At 55.8% G+C, this 15,692-nt stretch carries 17 protein-coding genes; 6 read left to right on the top strand and 11 right to left on the bottom strand.

What is annotated here, in order from left to right; all coding sequences use genetic code 11:
- Positions 1-70: 70 nt before the first annotated feature.
- Complete coding sequence (locus ACMTNU_RS04760; protein ID WP_413934073.1) at positions 71-709, bottom strand: DnaJ domain-containing protein; 639 nt, start codon at positions 707-709, stop codon at positions 71-73.
- A 299-nt stretch (positions 710-1,008) separates the two neighbouring features.
- Between ACMTNU_RS04760 and ACMTNU_RS04755 the strand changes: the two genes are divergently transcribed.
- The 4 genes from ACMTNU_RS04755 (at position 1,009) to ACMTNU_RS04740 (ending at position 2,653) form a co-directional block, all read left to right on the top strand.
- Positions 1,009-1,695, top strand: a complete 687-nt coding sequence (locus ACMTNU_RS04755) for a DUF6573 family protein (protein ID WP_413934072.1) — start codon at positions 1,009-1,011, stop codon at positions 1,693-1,695.
- Positions 1,696-1,957: 262 nt separating this feature from the next.
- Complete coding sequence (locus tag ACMTNU_RS04750; protein WP_413934070.1) at positions 1,958-2,200, top strand: hypothetical protein; 243 nt, start codon at positions 1,958-1,960, stop codon at positions 2,198-2,200.
- On the top strand, positions 2,197-2,415 hold the full coding sequence (locus ACMTNU_RS04745) for a DUF2283 domain-containing protein (RefSeq protein WP_413934069.1): 219 nt from the start codon (positions 2,197-2,199) through the stop codon (positions 2,413-2,415). Before ACMTNU_RS04750 ends, ACMTNU_RS04745 begins: the two co-directional genes overlap by 4 nt.
- 109 nt (positions 2,416-2,524) lie before the next feature.
- A complete protein-coding gene (locus ACMTNU_RS04740; RefSeq protein WP_413934068.1) occupies positions 2,525-2,653 on the top strand; it encodes a hypothetical protein in 129 nt (42 codons plus the stop codon).
- Here the strand turns inward: ACMTNU_RS04740 and ACMTNU_RS04735 are convergent.
- A complete protein-coding gene (locus ACMTNU_RS04735; RefSeq protein ID WP_413934067.1) occupies positions 2,637-2,864 on the bottom strand; it encodes a hypothetical protein in 228 nt (75 codons plus the stop codon). The genes ACMTNU_RS04740 and ACMTNU_RS04735 overlap by 17 nt on opposite strands.
- On the opposite strand from ACMTNU_RS04735, the gene ACMTNU_RS04730 reads away from it, so the two are divergent.
- Together ACMTNU_RS04730 and ACMTNU_RS04725 are read left to right on the top strand one after the other, a co-directional pair.
- Entirely contained in the window at positions 2,844-3,119 is a 276-nt protein-coding gene (locus tag ACMTNU_RS04730; RefSeq protein ID WP_413934066.1) for a DUF433 domain-containing protein, read from the top strand. The two genes, ACMTNU_RS04735 and ACMTNU_RS04730, sit on opposite strands and share 21 nt — an antisense overlap.
- A complete protein-coding gene (locus ACMTNU_RS04725) occupies positions 3,116-3,472 on the top strand; it encodes a DUF5615 family PIN-like protein (protein ID WP_413934065.1) in 357 nt (118 codons plus the stop codon). Before ACMTNU_RS04730 ends, ACMTNU_RS04725 begins: the two co-directional genes overlap by 4 nt.
- A gap of 631 nt (positions 3,473-4,103) precedes the next feature.
- Here the strand turns inward: ACMTNU_RS04725 and ACMTNU_RS04720 are convergent.
- From ACMTNU_RS04720 to ACMTNU_RS04680, 9 genes are all read right to left on the bottom strand, one after another.
- The gene (locus ACMTNU_RS04720) at positions 4,104-5,591 is read right to left on the bottom strand and encodes an NADH-quinone oxidoreductase subunit N (protein WP_413934063.1); all 1,488 of its coding nucleotides are present in this window, start codon (positions 5,589-5,591) and stop codon (positions 4,104-4,106) included.
- Positions 5,588-7,141, bottom strand: coding sequence for a complex I subunit 4 family protein (locus tag ACMTNU_RS04715; RefSeq protein ID WP_413934062.1), 1,554 nt, complete (start codon positions 7,139-7,141; stop codon positions 5,588-5,590). The genes ACMTNU_RS04720 and ACMTNU_RS04715 overlap by 4 nt, the downstream gene beginning before the upstream one ends.
- Complete coding sequence (nuoL, locus tag ACMTNU_RS04710) at positions 7,138-9,027, bottom strand: NADH-quinone oxidoreductase subunit L (RefSeq protein WP_413934061.1); 1,890 nt, start codon at positions 9,025-9,027, stop codon at positions 7,138-7,140. The genes ACMTNU_RS04715 and nuoL overlap by 4 nt, the downstream gene beginning before the upstream one ends.
- Before the next feature lie 80 nt (positions 9,028-9,107).
- The gene (gene nuoK / locus ACMTNU_RS04705) at positions 9,108-9,407 is read right to left on the bottom strand and encodes an NADH-quinone oxidoreductase subunit NuoK (RefSeq protein ID WP_086425148.1); all 300 of its coding nucleotides are present in this window, start codon (positions 9,405-9,407) and stop codon (positions 9,108-9,110) included.
- On the bottom strand, positions 9,407-9,904 hold the full coding sequence (nuoJ, locus tag ACMTNU_RS04700) for an NADH-quinone oxidoreductase subunit J (RefSeq protein ID WP_413934059.1): 498 nt from the start codon (positions 9,902-9,904) through the stop codon (positions 9,407-9,409). The genes nuoK and nuoJ overlap by 1 nt, the downstream gene beginning before the upstream one ends.
- Positions 9,905-10,016: 112 nt before the next feature.
- Positions 10,017-10,559: an NADH-quinone oxidoreductase subunit NuoI gene (gene nuoI, locus ACMTNU_RS04695; protein ID WP_413934057.1), complete on the bottom strand. Its 543-nt coding sequence runs from the start codon at positions 10,557-10,559 to the stop codon at positions 10,017-10,019.
- 56 nt (positions 10,560-10,615) lie between these two features.
- Complete coding sequence (nuoH, locus tag ACMTNU_RS04690) at positions 10,616-11,596, bottom strand: NADH-quinone oxidoreductase subunit NuoH (RefSeq protein WP_413934055.1); 981 nt, start codon at positions 11,594-11,596, stop codon at positions 10,616-10,618.
- The gene (gene nuoG / locus ACMTNU_RS04685; protein ID WP_413934054.1) at positions 11,593-14,352 is read right to left on the bottom strand and encodes an NADH-quinone oxidoreductase subunit NuoG; all 2,760 of its coding nucleotides are present in this window, start codon (positions 14,350-14,352) and stop codon (positions 11,593-11,595) included. The genes nuoH and nuoG overlap by 4 nt, the downstream gene beginning before the upstream one ends.
- A 4-nt stretch (positions 14,353-14,356) precedes the next feature.
- Positions 14,357-15,661: a complex I 51 kDa subunit family protein gene (locus ACMTNU_RS04680; protein ID WP_413934197.1), complete on the bottom strand. Its 1,305-nt coding sequence runs from the start codon at positions 15,659-15,661 to the stop codon at positions 14,357-14,359.
- Positions 15,662-15,692: the final 31 nt, after the last annotated feature.

The raw sequence follows: 15,692 nt of genomic DNA, 5'->3' as shown, positions 1-15,692 counted from the left end.
CACATTTTACTTTTCACCTCTCACGTTTCACTCTCTACCTCTTCTTACTTTCCACTATTCACCTCACCCCTTACCGTCTCTCGTAGAATAGTTCCAATGCCGACGCATAGCCGTGGATCCGACCCTTGCGAAAACTCTCCTCCAGTCGAGAGCGAAGTGAGCGAATCCCCCGGTCATCGCTGCGTTTGGCAACTCCTTGAGACATCAGCATTTCGGCGGCCACGTCGATGAGCCGTTGGCTCCGCTGCTTCATGTCGTCCGTCACAACCTCATCCATGATTTCGGATGCCCGTGAATGCACGACCGGCTCCAGAAATGAGTCGTAGCCCTGCTCAGCCACCGTACGTTCTCGGACCATCGCAAGCTCCGCCTTCACTCGTGGGACATCTTTCATGAAGATCGAGAAGAACTCCTTTCGACCTTCATCAAATAGTTTAAGTTCTAGGTCCTGAAGAATAATGCCCGGATCAACGGCTTCGGTACGCGGCTCATTCCCCCAGGATAATCGATCGTAGGTTCGCCGTTTCTCCGCATCACCGACTACCTCGTAGGCAACGTTGATTTCCCGGATGCGCTCTTCAGCATCGGCCTTCTCAGGATTCCTATCGGGATGGTGTTCGAACACTAGCTTCCGATAGGCCTTCTTGATGTCCTCGTCCGAAGCTTCTCGGGAAACGCCCAGGATCCGATAGTAATCAATTCGCGCCATGGCGGGACTATAGCACGGGGGTTTTGAGCCCTTCACCCTCACAAAGAACGAAACGGTTTGTCTGGTTGGTCCATCTCGTTACGTTCACTCAGGGAAATGGGGCTAGCAACCTCTCGATTGTTCTCATTGGTGGGCCATTGGCAGCACTTATTTTGGAATCAGGGCTGATCGATCTGCAAGGACACCAGCGCTGCCTCCCTGACCTATCTGCTTGGAGTCATTATGTTTTTCCCACGAAAGTCCACTGCCCACCCTAGTCGCCCCTTGACTTGCGGGTGTCCAGGATTATCTCCCCTACCATGGATACAACACGCACCCCACGAATCCTGACCCATGATGAGCGAAAGGCTGCAGACGCAGCGTTTGCCGGCCGCCCATTGAATCCCACTTGGTCTGAAGCAGCCAAGCGAGTCTACGAAGGACTCATCCACGCGCTTCCTTCTCTTCCGGATGAACCTATTATCGGACGGGATGAAAACAGCCCAAGCAATCAAGTTCAAGCGGAGTCTCCGGCGACGGTTCCGACGGTAGAGGAGCCGAAGCCTGAACAGCCGGTAACATCCGAAAATCAACTTGAACCACTCACCGATGTACCGGCCAAGCAGCTGATTGCCAATCGCCAGCAAGCAATTCAAGCTGGGTTTTTAATTGATGTGTCGACAGACGCGCAAAAACTCGGACTCACGTTTCCCGTCACGGTGACGAAGCCGCTCTGGGAAATTGGAATTGCACCCAGTGAGTCAATCTCTGATGAAGAGAAAGCTCAACGGTTGCGTGATGTCTTGATGGCCTTTCGACTCCGTATCGCGAGCCAGACGACACTGTCGCCGTTGATCGACTTCCCTGCGATGCTTTCGATGCCGCCAGGCGAGGTGCCACAGCCAGTACCGCTGTTTGCGTTGATTCAACCGGACGAACAGAATCGTGCCGTAGCCACCTTGTTACTGCCGAACGAAGTCTCGGCCACGATCATTCCGATGAATTGAGCCGCCTTAGGCTCTTTTCAGTTCACGCTCCTAAGCTAGAAACCACGGTTGTCAAACCGTGCAGCTCATCCTCGTGTGCTCAGAGCCGCCGCGCAATGGATGTTGCATAGATCTTCGCCCATCTGGGAAACCTGCCTATCCTCATTTCTATGCTCAGTCGCGAGAGAGGCCTAAACCCTCGTCCAAACGACGCCTCCCTCTAGCAGGGAGGCGTTAGGCCAAAGGCTGGCCATTCCCGAGTGAAAGCGCTATTGTATGATTGATGACGCGGTACAAGTTTACCGAGTATTTCGAGAATGAAGTGCTGCGAAAGCGTCCGTACCTGAAGAAGGAGTGGTGCATGAGAGTTCTTGAGAACGCGCTACGAAGCGAGCCTCAAGAGGGAAACCGTTACCGATTCTGGGGTAGGATTGAGGAGCTTGAGGGAAGGATATTGAGGGTGATCACCCTCGAAAATAAGACCACAATACACAACGCTTTTCCAGACAGAGGGTTCAAGCCATGAAGCTCAATTATTATCCTGATACCGATTCACTGTATATCGATCTTTCAGAGCAACCGAGCGCCGAAAGTCGAGAGATCACTGAAGGTGTCGTTCTCGATTACGATGCCGCGGGACATCTTGTGGGGATCGACATCGACAACGCGAGCCAAAAGGTCGAGCTGAAACAGCTCACACTCAGCAAACTGCCACTGGTTGTGCAGACCATTTCGGCCTAGCCTCAAGCTTCAGAGAGAAACCAACGCTCTAATCCCCTTAGATTATCTCTTGTGCATCGCGAGCCAGACGACGCTCTCGCCCTTGATCGACTTCCCAGCGATGCTATCGATGCCGTCGGGAGAAGTCCCTCAGCCAGTGCCATTATTCGCCTTGATTCAACCGGATGAACAGAATCGCGCGGTGGCGACCCTGTTACTGCCGAACGAAGTTTCCGCGACGATCATTCCGATGAATTAACAGCCAACGTGGTCGTTGCATTGAAATAGATCGCCTTCGTCCCGTGATCGAGCACGTCGTACTTGAACGTCGTCGGGTGGTTCTTACGGTCGGTGAACTGGTTGAGATTTCCCGCCGGATCATGGGCGCACTGCATGTTGTCCGATCCGAGCAAATTGACTTCCCACCAGCCCTCTAGTAGGCTTGCATCATGACCACTGCGACGGGCCATCCCTATATAGTCTCCTCTGACGACATTCTCCACGGCACGCCCATTGTGGTAGGGACTCGCACACCAGTGCGAGCCATTGCGGAGTTGTGGAAGTTTGGCGTCGCACCCGAAGAGATTCTTGTCCGCCTCCCCCATCTGACCCTCGCGCAGGTATTCGATGCATTGAGCTATTACCAAGACCAACGCAGCACTATTGACGAAGATATTGCGCGTCAACGCGTCTCCGACGACCAGATCCATCCCCGCCTCCGGTGAACGACTCTGCGCTCTTCATTCGCCTCTATTTCGATGAGGACGTATCGGTCTTCGTTGCGGAACTATTGCGATCGCACGGCTTTGACGTGCTCACAACACGAGAGGCCAAGCAACTGGGGAACTCAGATGCCGCACAACTGCAGTATGCCGTGGAGCACCAGCGAACCATGCTCACCCATAACCGTATTGATTTCGAACTGCTCCATACCGAAGCCGTCGAGGCACAGCGATCTCATGCCGGTATTTTGGTCGCCAACCGTCGCGCCTCGGACTTCGAACTCGCCCGCCGCATCATGACACTCCTCAATCGGTTCACAGCTGATGAAGTGGTCAACCAACTGCTGTATCTGTAGATATCGCCTTCTGCACAACACAGGATCCGCAATCATCGCCCAACTGCAGGATCTGCTGGTTCCCATTGACCAAGAAGGCGATCTGGACTCAACTCATAGGTGCAAGGTATGTAGTTTTAATTCTCGGATTTAAGGTGATGTGTCGACGCCTCTGCCAACAATCCATATATAGACAGCAGCAAAGATACCTGTGAGCAACAAACCTGACCCGTAGAGGATTTTTAGCCCTACCTTTATTTTTCCCTTGATTACCGTTTCTTCGGATGCCGGAAGCTTATCTTTGTACTCTAACTTGTATAGTCGTTCTGTTTCCGTATCGAGATTTAAAAGCATATGAGCACAACAGATTGCTAGAAACACATCCCCCGCTATGTAAATCAGGTATTTCACCAATCTTTTTCCATTACAAGTATCCTATGGCAAAACTCCGAGGCTCCATGAAAATAAGGCGAAGACTTTGAGCTTTACATACCAGCATTCCGGTCCGCTCTCAACATGACTGACGACAGCATCCTATATAGTTCAAGTCTTACAATCCTACTCTTCATGTGTACGGGAAAATGATGGCTATGAGTGCAACTCTACTCGGTTACTCGGCTAGTGCAACACCCGCAATTGGGGCAGCACTGGCTTATGGTTTCTGGACTGCCACCATGAGCAGGGTATTCACGGAATGTCGGATGAGTTCGATCAGCGGTTCTGGATAGACGCCTAGTACGAGGATGATCGATGCAACGAAACCGAGTGAGCAGACGGTCGTCCAACTGATGAACGCTGGCTTCTGTACTGTCTGTGCTTCAGGAATCGTTGCCGATGTGGTGGCCTCACCAAACAACGTCACGATCAGTCGAAGGTAATAGTAGAGGCTAACGACGCCATTCGCGATTAGCGCCAAGACCAGCCACCAGAGGCCGGCGTCAACTCCGGCCGCGATCGCGTAAAACTTTCCGATGAATCCGGCCGTCACCGGAATCCCGGCCAGCGACAAGAGACTGAGTGCCAACATGGCGGCGAGCCAGGGTCGCGTCCAAAACAAACCCTGATAGTCCTCGACACGATTCTTATCCCCTCCCTCGCTCGAATACACCGTTACCACACCAAAGGCACCCAACGACATGGCACAGTAGACGATCACATAAAAGGTGACGGCCTCAGCAGCCGGAGGACCACCGGCTAACAGCGCGACCAGCACATAGCCAAAGTGAGCGATGGAGGAATAGGCAAGGAGCCGCTTCACATTCTGTTGCAGGAGCGCAAGGACATTCCCTGTGACCATGGACACCACGGCCAGCAGGCTGAACAGATGGGCCACGGCCGGGAGTTCTAACACACCCACCTCAGTCGCAAATCGTAGGAGCAGCGCCACCAACGCGGCCTTGGAGACGGTCGCGATATAGGTCGTGATGGGCGTGGGCGCTCCCTGGTAGACATCGGGAATCCACATGTGAAACGGGGCGAGTCCGAGCTTCAAGGCGATTCCGACGAGCACCAGGACTAATCCTCCCAGCCACAGGGCAGACACGGAATGCGCCTGTTTCAGGATGGCTCCCACCCCCTGAAAGGTCATGGCGCCGCTTTCGAAGTACAACAACGCAAGACCGAACAGGAGGAGCGCTGAGGCCGTGATGGACAGCAACAGATATTTCACCGCGGCTTCGAGCGGATGCCGTCGCGTGCGCAAGTAGCCGATCAAACTACAGAGGGACAGACCAAGGAGTTCGAACCCAAGGAAAAATGAGACGAAGTGTGTCGCCGTGGTGAGAACCAATCCCCCGAAGGTAGCCAGCAGAAGGAGCAGATAGTACTCCTCTACCCCCTCCTCCTCACGAAACTGGACAATCAAATATCGGTACGACAAGGCAATGATGACCATCGTGGCCGTCAAGATCAGTCCCATATATAACAACGCGTGTCGATCCACGACCAGCAAGGTCGTCACGGTTCGTGGGGCTGCCGAGGCCGCCCAGGGCAATGTCGCCAGCGTGAAGAGACATGAGAGAAATGCGAAGGTCGCAATGCGGGCATGGTGTCGCTGAAAGGCAATGGCCAGCATCGTCACAAGGGCAAATGCTCCAAGGGTAAGGATAGGTGACAGGACAATGAAATCTTGGAGAATCATGGGGTGCTCCCCTGTGAGGTCGTGAGATGGGATGACAGCAAGGATTCTGACAGTGGATGAGGCATCGTGGGTGACGACGCTGCAGCTTGTACTAGTTGCTTCATAACCGGTTGAGCCGTGCTCAACACGACCCTCGGATACAGTCCCAAACAGATCTGCAGGGCTGCGATCAATAAAACGGTTCCAAAAGCGACATTCGACAGGTCCTGCACCGAACGGGTGTCTTGCTGCCGCCCAAAGAAGGTGCGTTGCATCATCCCCAATGAGTAAATGGCCGCCATGACCATCCCTAGCGAAGCCAGGATGATCATGATCGGTTGAGTCGCATAGGAACCGAACAGGATCAGAAACTCGCCGATGAAATTGGCCATCCCCGGCAACCCCAATGACGCACAGGCAAAAACGAGCGCCATCGTGGCCAGACGTGGCGTCACCGCCCACAGTCCTCCCATGTGGCCCATCTCTCTCGTCTGATAGCGTTCTTCCAGAGCTCCAGCCACCAGGAAGAGGCCGCCGGTACTCAGCCCGTGCGCGACCATCTGCATGACGACTCCCTGCAGAGCCAACTCCGTCCCGGCGAAGGCGCCGAGCAGGATGAAGCCCATGTGGCTGATGCTGCTGTAGGCCACCAGCCGCTTGATATCCGTTTGGGCACAGGCCAGCAACGCGGCATAGAGAATCCCGACCACACCAAGTCCCATGGCGATGGGCGTGAATTCGTGCATCGCCTCGGGAAACATCGGAATCGTGAACCGTAACAGACCATAGGCGCCGGTTTTCGCCAAGATCCCTGCGAGAATGATCGTGGCGCCCGTCGGTGCCTCAGTGTAGGTGTCCGGCAGCCAGGTATGAAAAGGAGGAGCCGGGAGCTTCACAAGAAACCCGATGAGAAAGGCCAGCATCAACCATCGGGCCATCTCAGGACTCAAGGTCAGTTCCATCAAGTCCGCATAGTCGAAACTTGGGTGGCCCGTAGCCTGCTGATGCAGAAGCGCGAGGGCCACGATTGCCACCAACAATACCAAGCTCCCAGCCTGGGTAAATAAGAAGAACTTAAATGAGGCGTGCCGGCGCTGGGCATGGCCCCAGATCACGATCAGTAGATACATAGGAACCAGCATGAGTTCCCAAAAAAAGAAAAACAGAAACAGATCGATCGCTAAGAACACCCCGATTACGCCGCCCAGGGCGAGCAGGACATTACAGTGAAACAGTCCGACGCGGTTCTGAATTTCTTTCCAGGAGGCCATCGTCGCGACGACGCCGACGAGGACCGTTAGCACGATCAGGATGAGACTGAGCCCATCAAGCCCAAGATGCAGACTAATACCCCAGCGGGGAATCCAACTGATGGAACTCTCTACGAGCCATGCCCCATGGCCTGAGGCCTGAGCTGCGTGATTTCCGATCCCGATGAACAGCGCGAGGAGACCGTCGACAGACAAGGCCACAATCGTGACCCAACGAGGAGCCGAGCGAGATTGTTCCTGGGCCATCCAGGCGAAGGGCGCGGCGAGGATGGGGATCAGTATGAGCAGCCAAAGACTCATAGTGCGAATAATCCAAGTAACATCAGCGTTCCAACTGCAATGCTGGCGGCATACCAGCGAACATGCCCCGTCTGAGTAAGACTCATCCAGCCATGGCAGGACTCGGCGCATACCGCAAGCCACTCGTAGCCACGATCCAGCATATCGTGTGGACGTCGAGTCAGGGTGAACCAAGGCCGCACGAACAAGCGATCATACAGTCGATCGAATCCCCAGCCTCCTTGCAGCAACGTCATGGAAGGATGCTCCGTGGATTGATCGGCCCATCGTGTGGCTAACAGAGAACCTGGCAAAAACAGAAGTGCGGCCAGGCCAATTCCGAGTAGAGCCGCGACGGTGACGGCCAGTTGCTCGCGCCCCTCACTCCCCTCGTCTATGTCTGGCAGCAGGTCCGTCGTCGGCAGTGCGTGTGACAGGTAGTCACTGAACAGCGTGACATGCCCGAGCGTGTGGGGCATCTCAAGAAAACCGATGGTGATCGCCAGAAACGCCAACACCACCAGCGGCCCACGCATGGCCCAACCCGATTCACCCGTCGGTGTCGTACGAACCTCTCCGAAAAAGACGCGAAAGATCAGTCGGAAGCTGTAGAGGCCGGTCAGCATGGCCCCGAACACTGCGCCGAACCAGATCCACTGGTGGCTAAGAGGTGAAGCCCAGACCGACCAGAGGATCCAATCTTTGCTGTAAAACCCCGATGTGATGAGGGGGACACCGGACATGGCTGCAGCCCCGATCAGAAACGTCCAAAAGGTCCAGGGCAGCTGTTTCCGGAGACCACCCATCTTGAAAATGTCCTGTTCGTGGTGGAGGCTGTGGATCACGGACCCAGCCGCAAGGAAGAGCAAGGCTTTGAAGCAGGAATGGGTCAGAAAATGAAAGAGCGCGGCAGACCAGGCACCGACGCCGAGTGCGAGAAACATATAGCCGATCTGGCTCATCGTGGAATAGGCGAGCACCCGCTTAATGTCACGCTGAACGAGCGCGCTGGAGGCCGCCAGGAGCAATGTCACCAGGCCAAGCACCGCGATCACCTCTTGCACCATCGGTGCAAGGGCAAACAGATGATGCATCCTGGCAATGAGGTAGACCCCAGCCGTGACCATCGTGGCCGCATGGATGAGCGCACTGACCGGCGTGGGACCAGCCATGGCGTCAGGTAGCCACACCTGAAGCGGCAATTGCGCCGACTTTCCAACCGAACCGATCAAGAAGAGTGCCGCGACGATCATGGCTAGGTTCGAGCCCACCGGCCAAGCTTCCACGGCACGGCTCTGGACTTCTTGGATCGACAAGCTCGTCAATTGCGTGAACAGGATGAAGAGCCCGATGGCAAACGCCGTATCTCCAATCCGTGTCACGATAAAGGCTTTCTGCGCGGCGGTGCCGTATTCCGGTTCCCGATACCAGAAGCCGATCAACAGATAGCTGCAGAGCCCCACCCCTTCCCACCCTAGGTAGAGCAGCAACAGATTGTCCGCCAACACCAGCGTGAGCATCGCGGAGACGAACAGATTCATATAGGCAAAAAACCTGGCGTACCCATCGTCGTGCGCCATGTATTCGGAGGAGTACAGATGAATCAAGAAGCCGACGCCGGTGATCACCGCCACCATCAAGAGCGAGAGCGCATCCAGGCACCAAGAGATCCCAACCGTCATCCCGGACGTATCGATCCAATTCCATAGCGTTTGCCGGTAGGCCTCTTGATCAGGAAAGGTGCGGAGGAAATCTGCGGCGACCAGTCCGGTCGTCACGGCTGCCGTCCCCACTGAACCGCACCCGACCCACGCGATCTGGTGCCGGCTCAATCGCCCGCCGCACAGAGCCAACAGCAGAAAGCCGGCAAGCGGAAGGACAGGAATGAGCCAAAGTAAGCTAAGCATATGTGTATGGCGAGGGGTGAGGCGTCAGGTGTGAGGGAAAAACGAGTATCAGGGATGCTCGACTTACCCCTTACCTCCTCCTATCCTTTCAATTCGCAAAATGCATCGGCGTCCAACGTGCGAAACCGATGTGACAGCTGCAGCACAATCCCCAGTGCCACAGAAACTTCAGCCGCAGCAAGGGTGAGGATGAACAAAAACATGATTTCCCCATCGACTTGTCCCCACCGAGCCCCTCCGGCGATGAAGGCAAGCGCCGCGGCATTCAGCATGATTTCGAGGGACAGCAACATGTACAGAATGTTCCGTCGACTCAATAAGCCGATCAATCCAAGACCAAACAACATGATAGCCAACACCAATGCGGGTGTGCTCAACATCAACGACCTTCTCTCGAAAGACGACGCCCCAAGTGATAGGCACCGATCAAACCAGGCAGCAACAGCATGGACGCCAATTCCACTCCGATGATATAGGGCCCATAGAGGGCGATGGAGATGCCTTTCTGCCTGGTTTCTGCGACAACGCTCACCGTATGGTCCCCGACAGCAATGAGGTATCCCACCTCACCCAGAAGTATCAGAGCCAGGATACTGGGCCCGACCCATGCGGTGGGCGTCAGCCAAGCCCGTTCCTGTTCAACCGCGAGCGGCCCGAGGAGCATCACGACAAAGATGAAGAGCACCATGATGGCACCGCCATAAATGATGATCTCCAGCGCGGCGGCAAATTGAGCCCCCAATAGATAGAAAATCAGCGCCAGCGCAATCAGCGCCACGACCAGATAGAGCAGCGCGTGAACGGGATGTAGATGCGTGATGACGCGCAGCGTCGCTAAGAACGTCACAGCGGCAGCAATGTAGAAGAGTACTTCCATATCGTCTCACTGAGCCGATGGCTAATGGCCTATAGCTGATAGTGGAAGAGAAAGAGCACAACCAGTTCCGCTTGCCATTCGCTATCAGCCACCTGCTATCAGCTCTTCTCCCTTACGGCATCAAACTCCGCACATCCACCGGTGGAAGCTCGTTCGCACCTTGCCCTTTATCCTTGTCGAGAGTTCTCACGCCGGCGACTCGATAAAAATTATAGTCGTGATACTTGCCCGTCCCGCTGATGAGGAGATCTTCCTTCTCGTAGACGAGATTCCTGCGTGCGTATTCGCTCTGTTCGAAATCTGGAATGAGCTGAATCGCATGGGTCGGGCAGGCTTCCTCACACATTCCACAATAGATGCAGCGGGAAAAGTTAATCCGGAAGAATTCCGGATAACGGCGTTCATGAGCATCTGGATTGTCCGCAGCCTGAAGTGCGATGCAATCGACAGGACAAGCCGCAGAACACAGGTAGCACGCGACACAGCGCTCCTCTCCGTCAGGATCTCTGGTCAGGACGATTCGTCCGCGCCAGCGCGGCGGTAAGTAGGGGCGCTCCTCCGGATACTGGACCGTGACCGGCTTCGTAAAGGTCCGTTTGAAGACGATCCATAACCCGACGATCAGATTACGGGCATATAGCCATATGCTCATCATACGTCGTATGGTCCTTTAACAGTCTCACTCCCCTTCGTACTCATTCCGATCCGGGTTCACGGCAACATCGAGAGTTCCGATGCTCCGGTTTTCCACAACACGACACCACCAGTCAGCAAGAGATTGATCAACGCCAGCGGCATCACAACCTTCCAGCCGAACGTCAGCAACTGATCAAAGCGAAACCGTGGCCACGTCGCCCGAATGAGGATGATCAGGACGATGAACCCGAACATCTTCAAGCCAAACCAGACAGCCGGCGGCAACCAGGGTCCGTGCCACCCACCGAAGAAGAGAATGACGGTCATGGCCGAGAGCAACAGGATGCTGAGATATTCGCCCACAAAAAACATCCCGAACTTCATCCCGCTGTACTCCGAGTGGTAGCCGGCGACAAGCTCAGCCTCCGCCTCAGGCATGTCGAACGGGGTGCGATGGGCTTCAGCCAGTCCTGCCATGAAAAAGCAAAGAAACCCGAAAAATTGAGGAATCACGAACCATTGATGCCGTTGGGCCTCGACAATGTCGCTCAGGTTGAATGATCCCGCCAAGAGCACCGTGCCCATCAGCGACAGCCCCATAAAGACTTCGTAACTCAACAACTGTGCGATCGCCCGAAGGCTGCCGAGAAACGCGAACTTGTTATTGGAAGCCCAGCCTCCGATGATGACACTGTAGGCAGCGAGGCTCGACATGGCCAAGAAGAACAGAACCCCGACATTGAGGTCAGCGACCACGAAATCAGGCGCAACCGGCACCACGGCAAACGACATGAGGGCGGTGATCACGACGATGGCCGGGGTGATCACAAACACCGCTTTGTCGGCGAAGGGCGGGATCCAGTCTTCCTTCGTGAAAATCTTGATCATATCCGCCAATGATTGCAGGCATCCGCCTGGTCCGAGACGGTTTGGGCCGTATCGTTCCTGCCAGACCCCGAGCAGTCGCCGTTCAAGCCAGATCATCATCCCCGCCAAGGTCAAGCAGCTGCCTAGAATGACGGCGATGGTCAATGCGGTGTGGCTCCAATCGATCATGCCGCCCTGCGCTTTCGTTCGCTCTTGATCGCCTCAAACAGATCGATCCACGCCGGTAGTCTGACGCCGCATACCTCAGGCACCAGCGAGAGACCGACCGTCCCCACCGGAGTGGAAGACTCGAAATGAACAGCAAGAGAGTACGTTGTCCCCTGCCACGCCAGATCAATCGTGCTGTGGTCATCAAGCCCCACCCGTGCTCCATCGGATGGGTGCACGGACAAGAAAGGCCGGACAATCCGTTCCGCAATCGCCGGAGATCGATTGCTGAGTTCGTCGCTTCCAAACACGGCGGAGAGGGGAAGCAGCAACCATTGCCGATCAGCCGGCTGAAACGCACGTGGAATGGAGGTGAACCAGGCAGGTGTTTTCGTTGCAACCGGCTCGATCAGTCTCACCCCCGGCATTTCATCGCGTAACGGCCCACCGACTTCATCCTGATAGGTATTCACCGCCTGGATAGAATTCCAGCCAGGAGCCCAGAACTGAGAAATCAACGGTGAGGGCAGCGGTCCTCGGTATCCCTCCATCGTGAATCCCAGAGGCGAGTCCTGGTCGACTGGGGGAGGAGGCTCATGCATGGTCAGATGAGAGAGTAGCGACGTACGGCCACTATATCGTTCAGACTGCCTGGGGAGTTTTTGACCAACCAGACGAAAACTCGCCGACGGGGCGACCTCGCCGACCCGTGCCAGTTCCGGAGCAGCCGTCGCCGTGGCAGACACTGCATCGTCGAAGCTATTCCAAGCGGCGATTCCGGTCCCGACGTCCGCCTGCTGTGATTGTGCACGGGCAAGGTCTTTCAGCCATCGCCAGCTTTCAATGACCTCCCCTTGCGGAATATAGACTTGGTAAAACCGTTGAGCTCTCCCCTCGTTATTCACAAAGGTCCCATCGGATTCCGGTCCAGTGGCGGCCGGGAGGAGAATGTCGGCATGGGCCGCCGTGCGATGCTCAAGTGAGTCGATGACTATCACCGTGCGGGCCTTGCGAAGAAAAGCATCGACGGTCGCCTGGTCCGCCCGGCGATACAAGTCGTTCTCCAACACGATCACCGTATCGGCCTTCCCTTGACTGATTGAGTCGAACGCATCACGCAAGCTTCCGCCACCGAGCAAGGCGAGCCCCGCGCTATTCGCCTCAGGAAGCACGAAACTGAGCCGTGGCTGTTTCCCTTGTTGATGCAGCGCCCAAGCCACATTGGCAGCCGCTTCAATCGTCGCCTGAGACCCACTACCCGTTCCGGCAATAATCAGCGGGCGTTGTGCATGGGTCAGAGACTCGGCAATGCGCTGCGCAAGATCCTTGACATCCTGACTGAGATCAGGCACGGACGGTGCTCCTTGCCCAATGGTTCCCGCCACGGCAAACCCCAACCGGGCGAGATCATCCGGCGCGGCTAAATACGACTCCGTGGCATAGGCATGAAACCAGGTACGTCGAGACCCTGCGAGGAAGAGGGGGCCGCGCCGGTTCTGCACGGCATTGCGTATCGCCGCCTCGTCCCACTGCGAAATCTTGAGTTCATCCACGCGTTCCATCGGCTGTTGGCGGATGGACTGCAAGAGCGCCAGGGCCAGGCGTGGGGCCTCGTTCAAGAGATCAGGCCCGAGGACAAGGACCGCGTCGGCTTGTTCTGCATCATGAATAGACGCAGATGAAACCGGTCCGGTCCTCAAGATGTTCAGGATCATAGACAGCAGTTGACGTTCCTGCTCATCAATCCCCTGATAGAATTGCTGCGGTCCGACGAGAGATTGAAGAGCCACATTGGCCTCGAGCGACGCACGAGGTGACCCAATCCCCACAATCCCGCGGGCCTGTCGTAACCGGTCCGCTGCGAATTCCAGAGTCTTTGGCGCGCTCTCCGGCATTCCCGGCTGCGTACGGTCAGAACCCGCTTTCACGCGAGGATGTTTAATGCGATGGTCACTATTGACATACTCGTAGCCGAACCGTCCCCGGTCGCACAAAAAGTAGCCGTTCACCTGGCTGTTAAACCGATTCGTAATTCGACGCAGCGTGCCGTACCGTTCACCGGCGGTGGTGTTACAACCAAGACTGCAATGCGGACAAATTGATTGGGCTGATTGCAAATCCCACTTTCTCGTATAGTGATGAAAGAAGGTTTTGTCGGTGAATACGCCGGTCGGACACACCTCCACCAGATTCCCGCTGAATTCGTTCTCTAAGGTGCCGTCCTGCTCCCGGCCGAAGTACAGGGCGTCGTGCGCCCCAAAGACATTGAGGTCTCGTCCGCCCGCATAATCCCGGTAATACCGTACGCAGCGGTAGCATTGGATACACCGGTTCATCTCATGACGAATGAACGGACCGAGGTCCTGATTGCGATGGGTTCGCTTCGGGAAGCGAGAGCGTCGGTAGACATGTCCGGTCATGACCGTCATGTCTTGCAAATGGCACTCCCCTCCTTCATCACACACAGGACAGTCGTGGGGATGGTTTACCATCAACCATTCGATGACGGATGCCCGAAAGGCCTTGGCCTCAGGGTCATCGATCGAGATACGCGTGCCGTTGGTTGCGGGCGTCATGCAGGACATCACCAGCCGCCCGGACTGATCACGATCGTCCTTGAACTGTTTCACCGCACACTGCCTGCACGCCCCGACCGACCCCATCGCCGGGTGCCAGCAGAAGTAGGGCACGTTCAGCCCATGACCGAGACAGGCAGCAAGGAGATTCTGCTTCTCATCCACGGTATACGACTTATTATCGACGATGATGATCGCCATAGGCCTAGACCAAGACCCTCTGCTGCGCCGACTTCTTGCTCCACGGACATCCACCGATGGCAATGTGTCGCTCGAAGTCCTCTCGAAAATACTTTAGGGCTGACTGCAGCGGGGCCATCGCTCCCGGTGCCAGACCACAGAAGGTATGCCCTGGCGCTAGCCATTTGGTGTGCATCTCAAGCAGCGATAAATCATCGCTGGTTGCGTGTCCTTCCTCGAACGCCATCAAGAGTTTTGCCACCCACGGCAACCCCTCCCGGCATGGCGTGCACCAGCCACAGGACTCACGCGCAAAGAACTTTTCAAGGTTCAGGACAAATCCAACGGGGCAGGTCTGGTCATCCAGGATGATCATGGTCCCCGTGCCAAGACGACCCACATCCGGCGGGAATGAGGAAAAGTCCAGAGGAAGATCCAGGTGCTCCTCGATCATAAAAGAAGTTGAGATTCCACCGGGCAACAATCCACGAAAACGAACGCCATCGGCCATCCCCCCGCCGTGTCGTTCCAAGAGTTCACGCGCGGTAGTTCCGAGCGGCAACTCCCACCACCCGGGATTCGTTATGCGACCACTGATGCCGTAGATCTTGGTGCCACCGTCCTTAGTCCGACTCAAGCGGCGATACCAGTCGATGCCGTGATTGATGATGTGGGGAATGTTGTAGAGCGTTTCGACGTTCTGCACGATGGTAGGCTGCCCCCATAAACCGACCGTCTGTGGGAAGGGAGGTTTCGCTCGAGGAACCGCCCGCTTGCCTTCCAATGCATTGATCAGTGCCGTTTCCTCACCACAGATGTACCGCCCTGCGCTGGAATGGAGATGGAGGTCAAAGCGAAAGGTTGTCCCAGGGAGCGTCTTCCCGAGATATCCTTCCGCATAGGCCTCCGCAATGGCCTGATTCAGACGCTGGGCGGACAGGTGATATTCTCCGCGCAAGAAGATGTAGCCGACCTCGGCGTCGAGGGCATACCCGGCCATGATCATACCTTCAACGAGACCATGCGGATCCCCTTCCATCAGCACGCGATCCTTAAATGTGCCTGGCTCCATTTCATCGCCATTGGCGACGATATACTTTGGTTTCGGCGCATCAGGTCCCATCGGGACGAAGCTCCACTTGATACCGGTGGGGAACCCTCCGCCACCCCTGCCACGTAGCCCTGATTCGCCGACCAGCCGTTGCACATCCTTGGGAGCCAGTTCGGTCCCAAACCGCTGGAGACTTCGATACCCCCCGGTCGCGACGTACTCTCGCAGGAATCTCGGACTCCCATCAGGACGCAGATGTTGAGTAAGCGGTCTCTCGATATTCATTAGTTTTTAATATTTATTTATATAT

This window comes from Nitrospira sp. BLG_1, from assembly GCF_047338595.1.
Taxonomy (GTDB): Bacteria; Nitrospirota; Nitrospiria; order Nitrospirales; family Nitrospiraceae; genus Nitrospira_D.
This window is presented reverse-complemented; position numbering and strand designations above follow the sequence as displayed.

What these genes read in the sequence shown, in the direction of transcription:
- ACMTNU_RS04760 (WP_413934073.1), bottom strand. Translation starts at nt 709, where the DNA reads ATGGCGCGAATTGATTACTATCGGATCCTGGGCGTTTCCCGAGAAGCT.
- ACMTNU_RS04755 (WP_413934072.1), top strand. Translation starts at nt 1,009, where the DNA reads ATGGATACAACACGCACCCCACGAATCCTGACCCATGATGAGCGAAAG.
- ACMTNU_RS04750 (WP_413934070.1), top strand. Translation starts at nt 1,958, where the DNA reads ATGACGCGGTACAAGTTTACCGAGTATTTCGAGAATGAAGTGCTGCGA.
- ACMTNU_RS04745 (WP_413934069.1), top strand. Translation starts at nt 2,197, where the DNA reads ATGAAGCTCAATTATTATCCTGATACCGATTCACTGTATATCGATCTT.
- ACMTNU_RS04740 (WP_413934068.1), top strand. Translation starts at nt 2,525, where the DNA reads ATGCCGTCGGGAGAAGTCCCTCAGCCAGTGCCATTATTCGCCTTGATT.
- ACMTNU_RS04730 (WP_413934066.1), top strand. Translation starts at nt 2,844, where the DNA reads ATGACCACTGCGACGGGCCATCCCTATATAGTCTCCTCTGACGACATT.
- ACMTNU_RS04735 (WP_413934067.1), bottom strand. Translation starts at nt 2,864, where the DNA reads ATGGCCCGTCGCAGTGGTCATGATGCAAGCCTACTAGAGGGCTGGTGG.
- ACMTNU_RS04720 (WP_413934063.1), bottom strand. Translation starts at nt 5,591, where the DNA reads ATGATTCTCCAAGATTTCATTGTCCTGTCACCTATCCTTACCCTTGGA.
- ACMTNU_RS04715 (WP_413934062.1), bottom strand. Translation starts at nt 7,141, where the DNA reads ATGAGTCTTTGGCTGCTCATACTGATCCCCATCCTCGCCGCGCCCTTC.
- nuoL (WP_413934061.1), bottom strand. Translation starts at nt 9,027, where the DNA reads ATGCTTAGCTTACTTTGGCTCATTCCTGTCCTTCCGCTTGCCGGCTTT.
- nuoK (WP_086425148.1), bottom strand. Translation starts at nt 9,407, where the DNA reads ATGTTGAGCACACCCGCATTGGTGTTGGCTATCATGTTGTTTGGTCTT.
- nuoJ (WP_413934059.1), bottom strand. Translation starts at nt 9,904, where the DNA reads ATGGAAGTACTCTTCTACATTGCTGCCGCTGTGACGTTCTTAGCGACG.
- nuoI (WP_413934057.1), bottom strand. Translation starts at nt 10,559, where the DNA reads ATGATGAGCATATGGCTATATGCCCGTAATCTGATCGTCGGGTTATGG.
- nuoH (WP_413934055.1), bottom strand. Translation starts at nt 11,596, where the DNA reads ATGATCGATTGGAGCCACACCGCATTGACCATCGCCGTCATTCTAGGC.
- nuoG (WP_413934054.1), bottom strand. Translation starts at nt 14,352, where the DNA reads ATGGCGATCATCATCGTCGATAATAAGTCGTATACCGTGGATGAGAAG.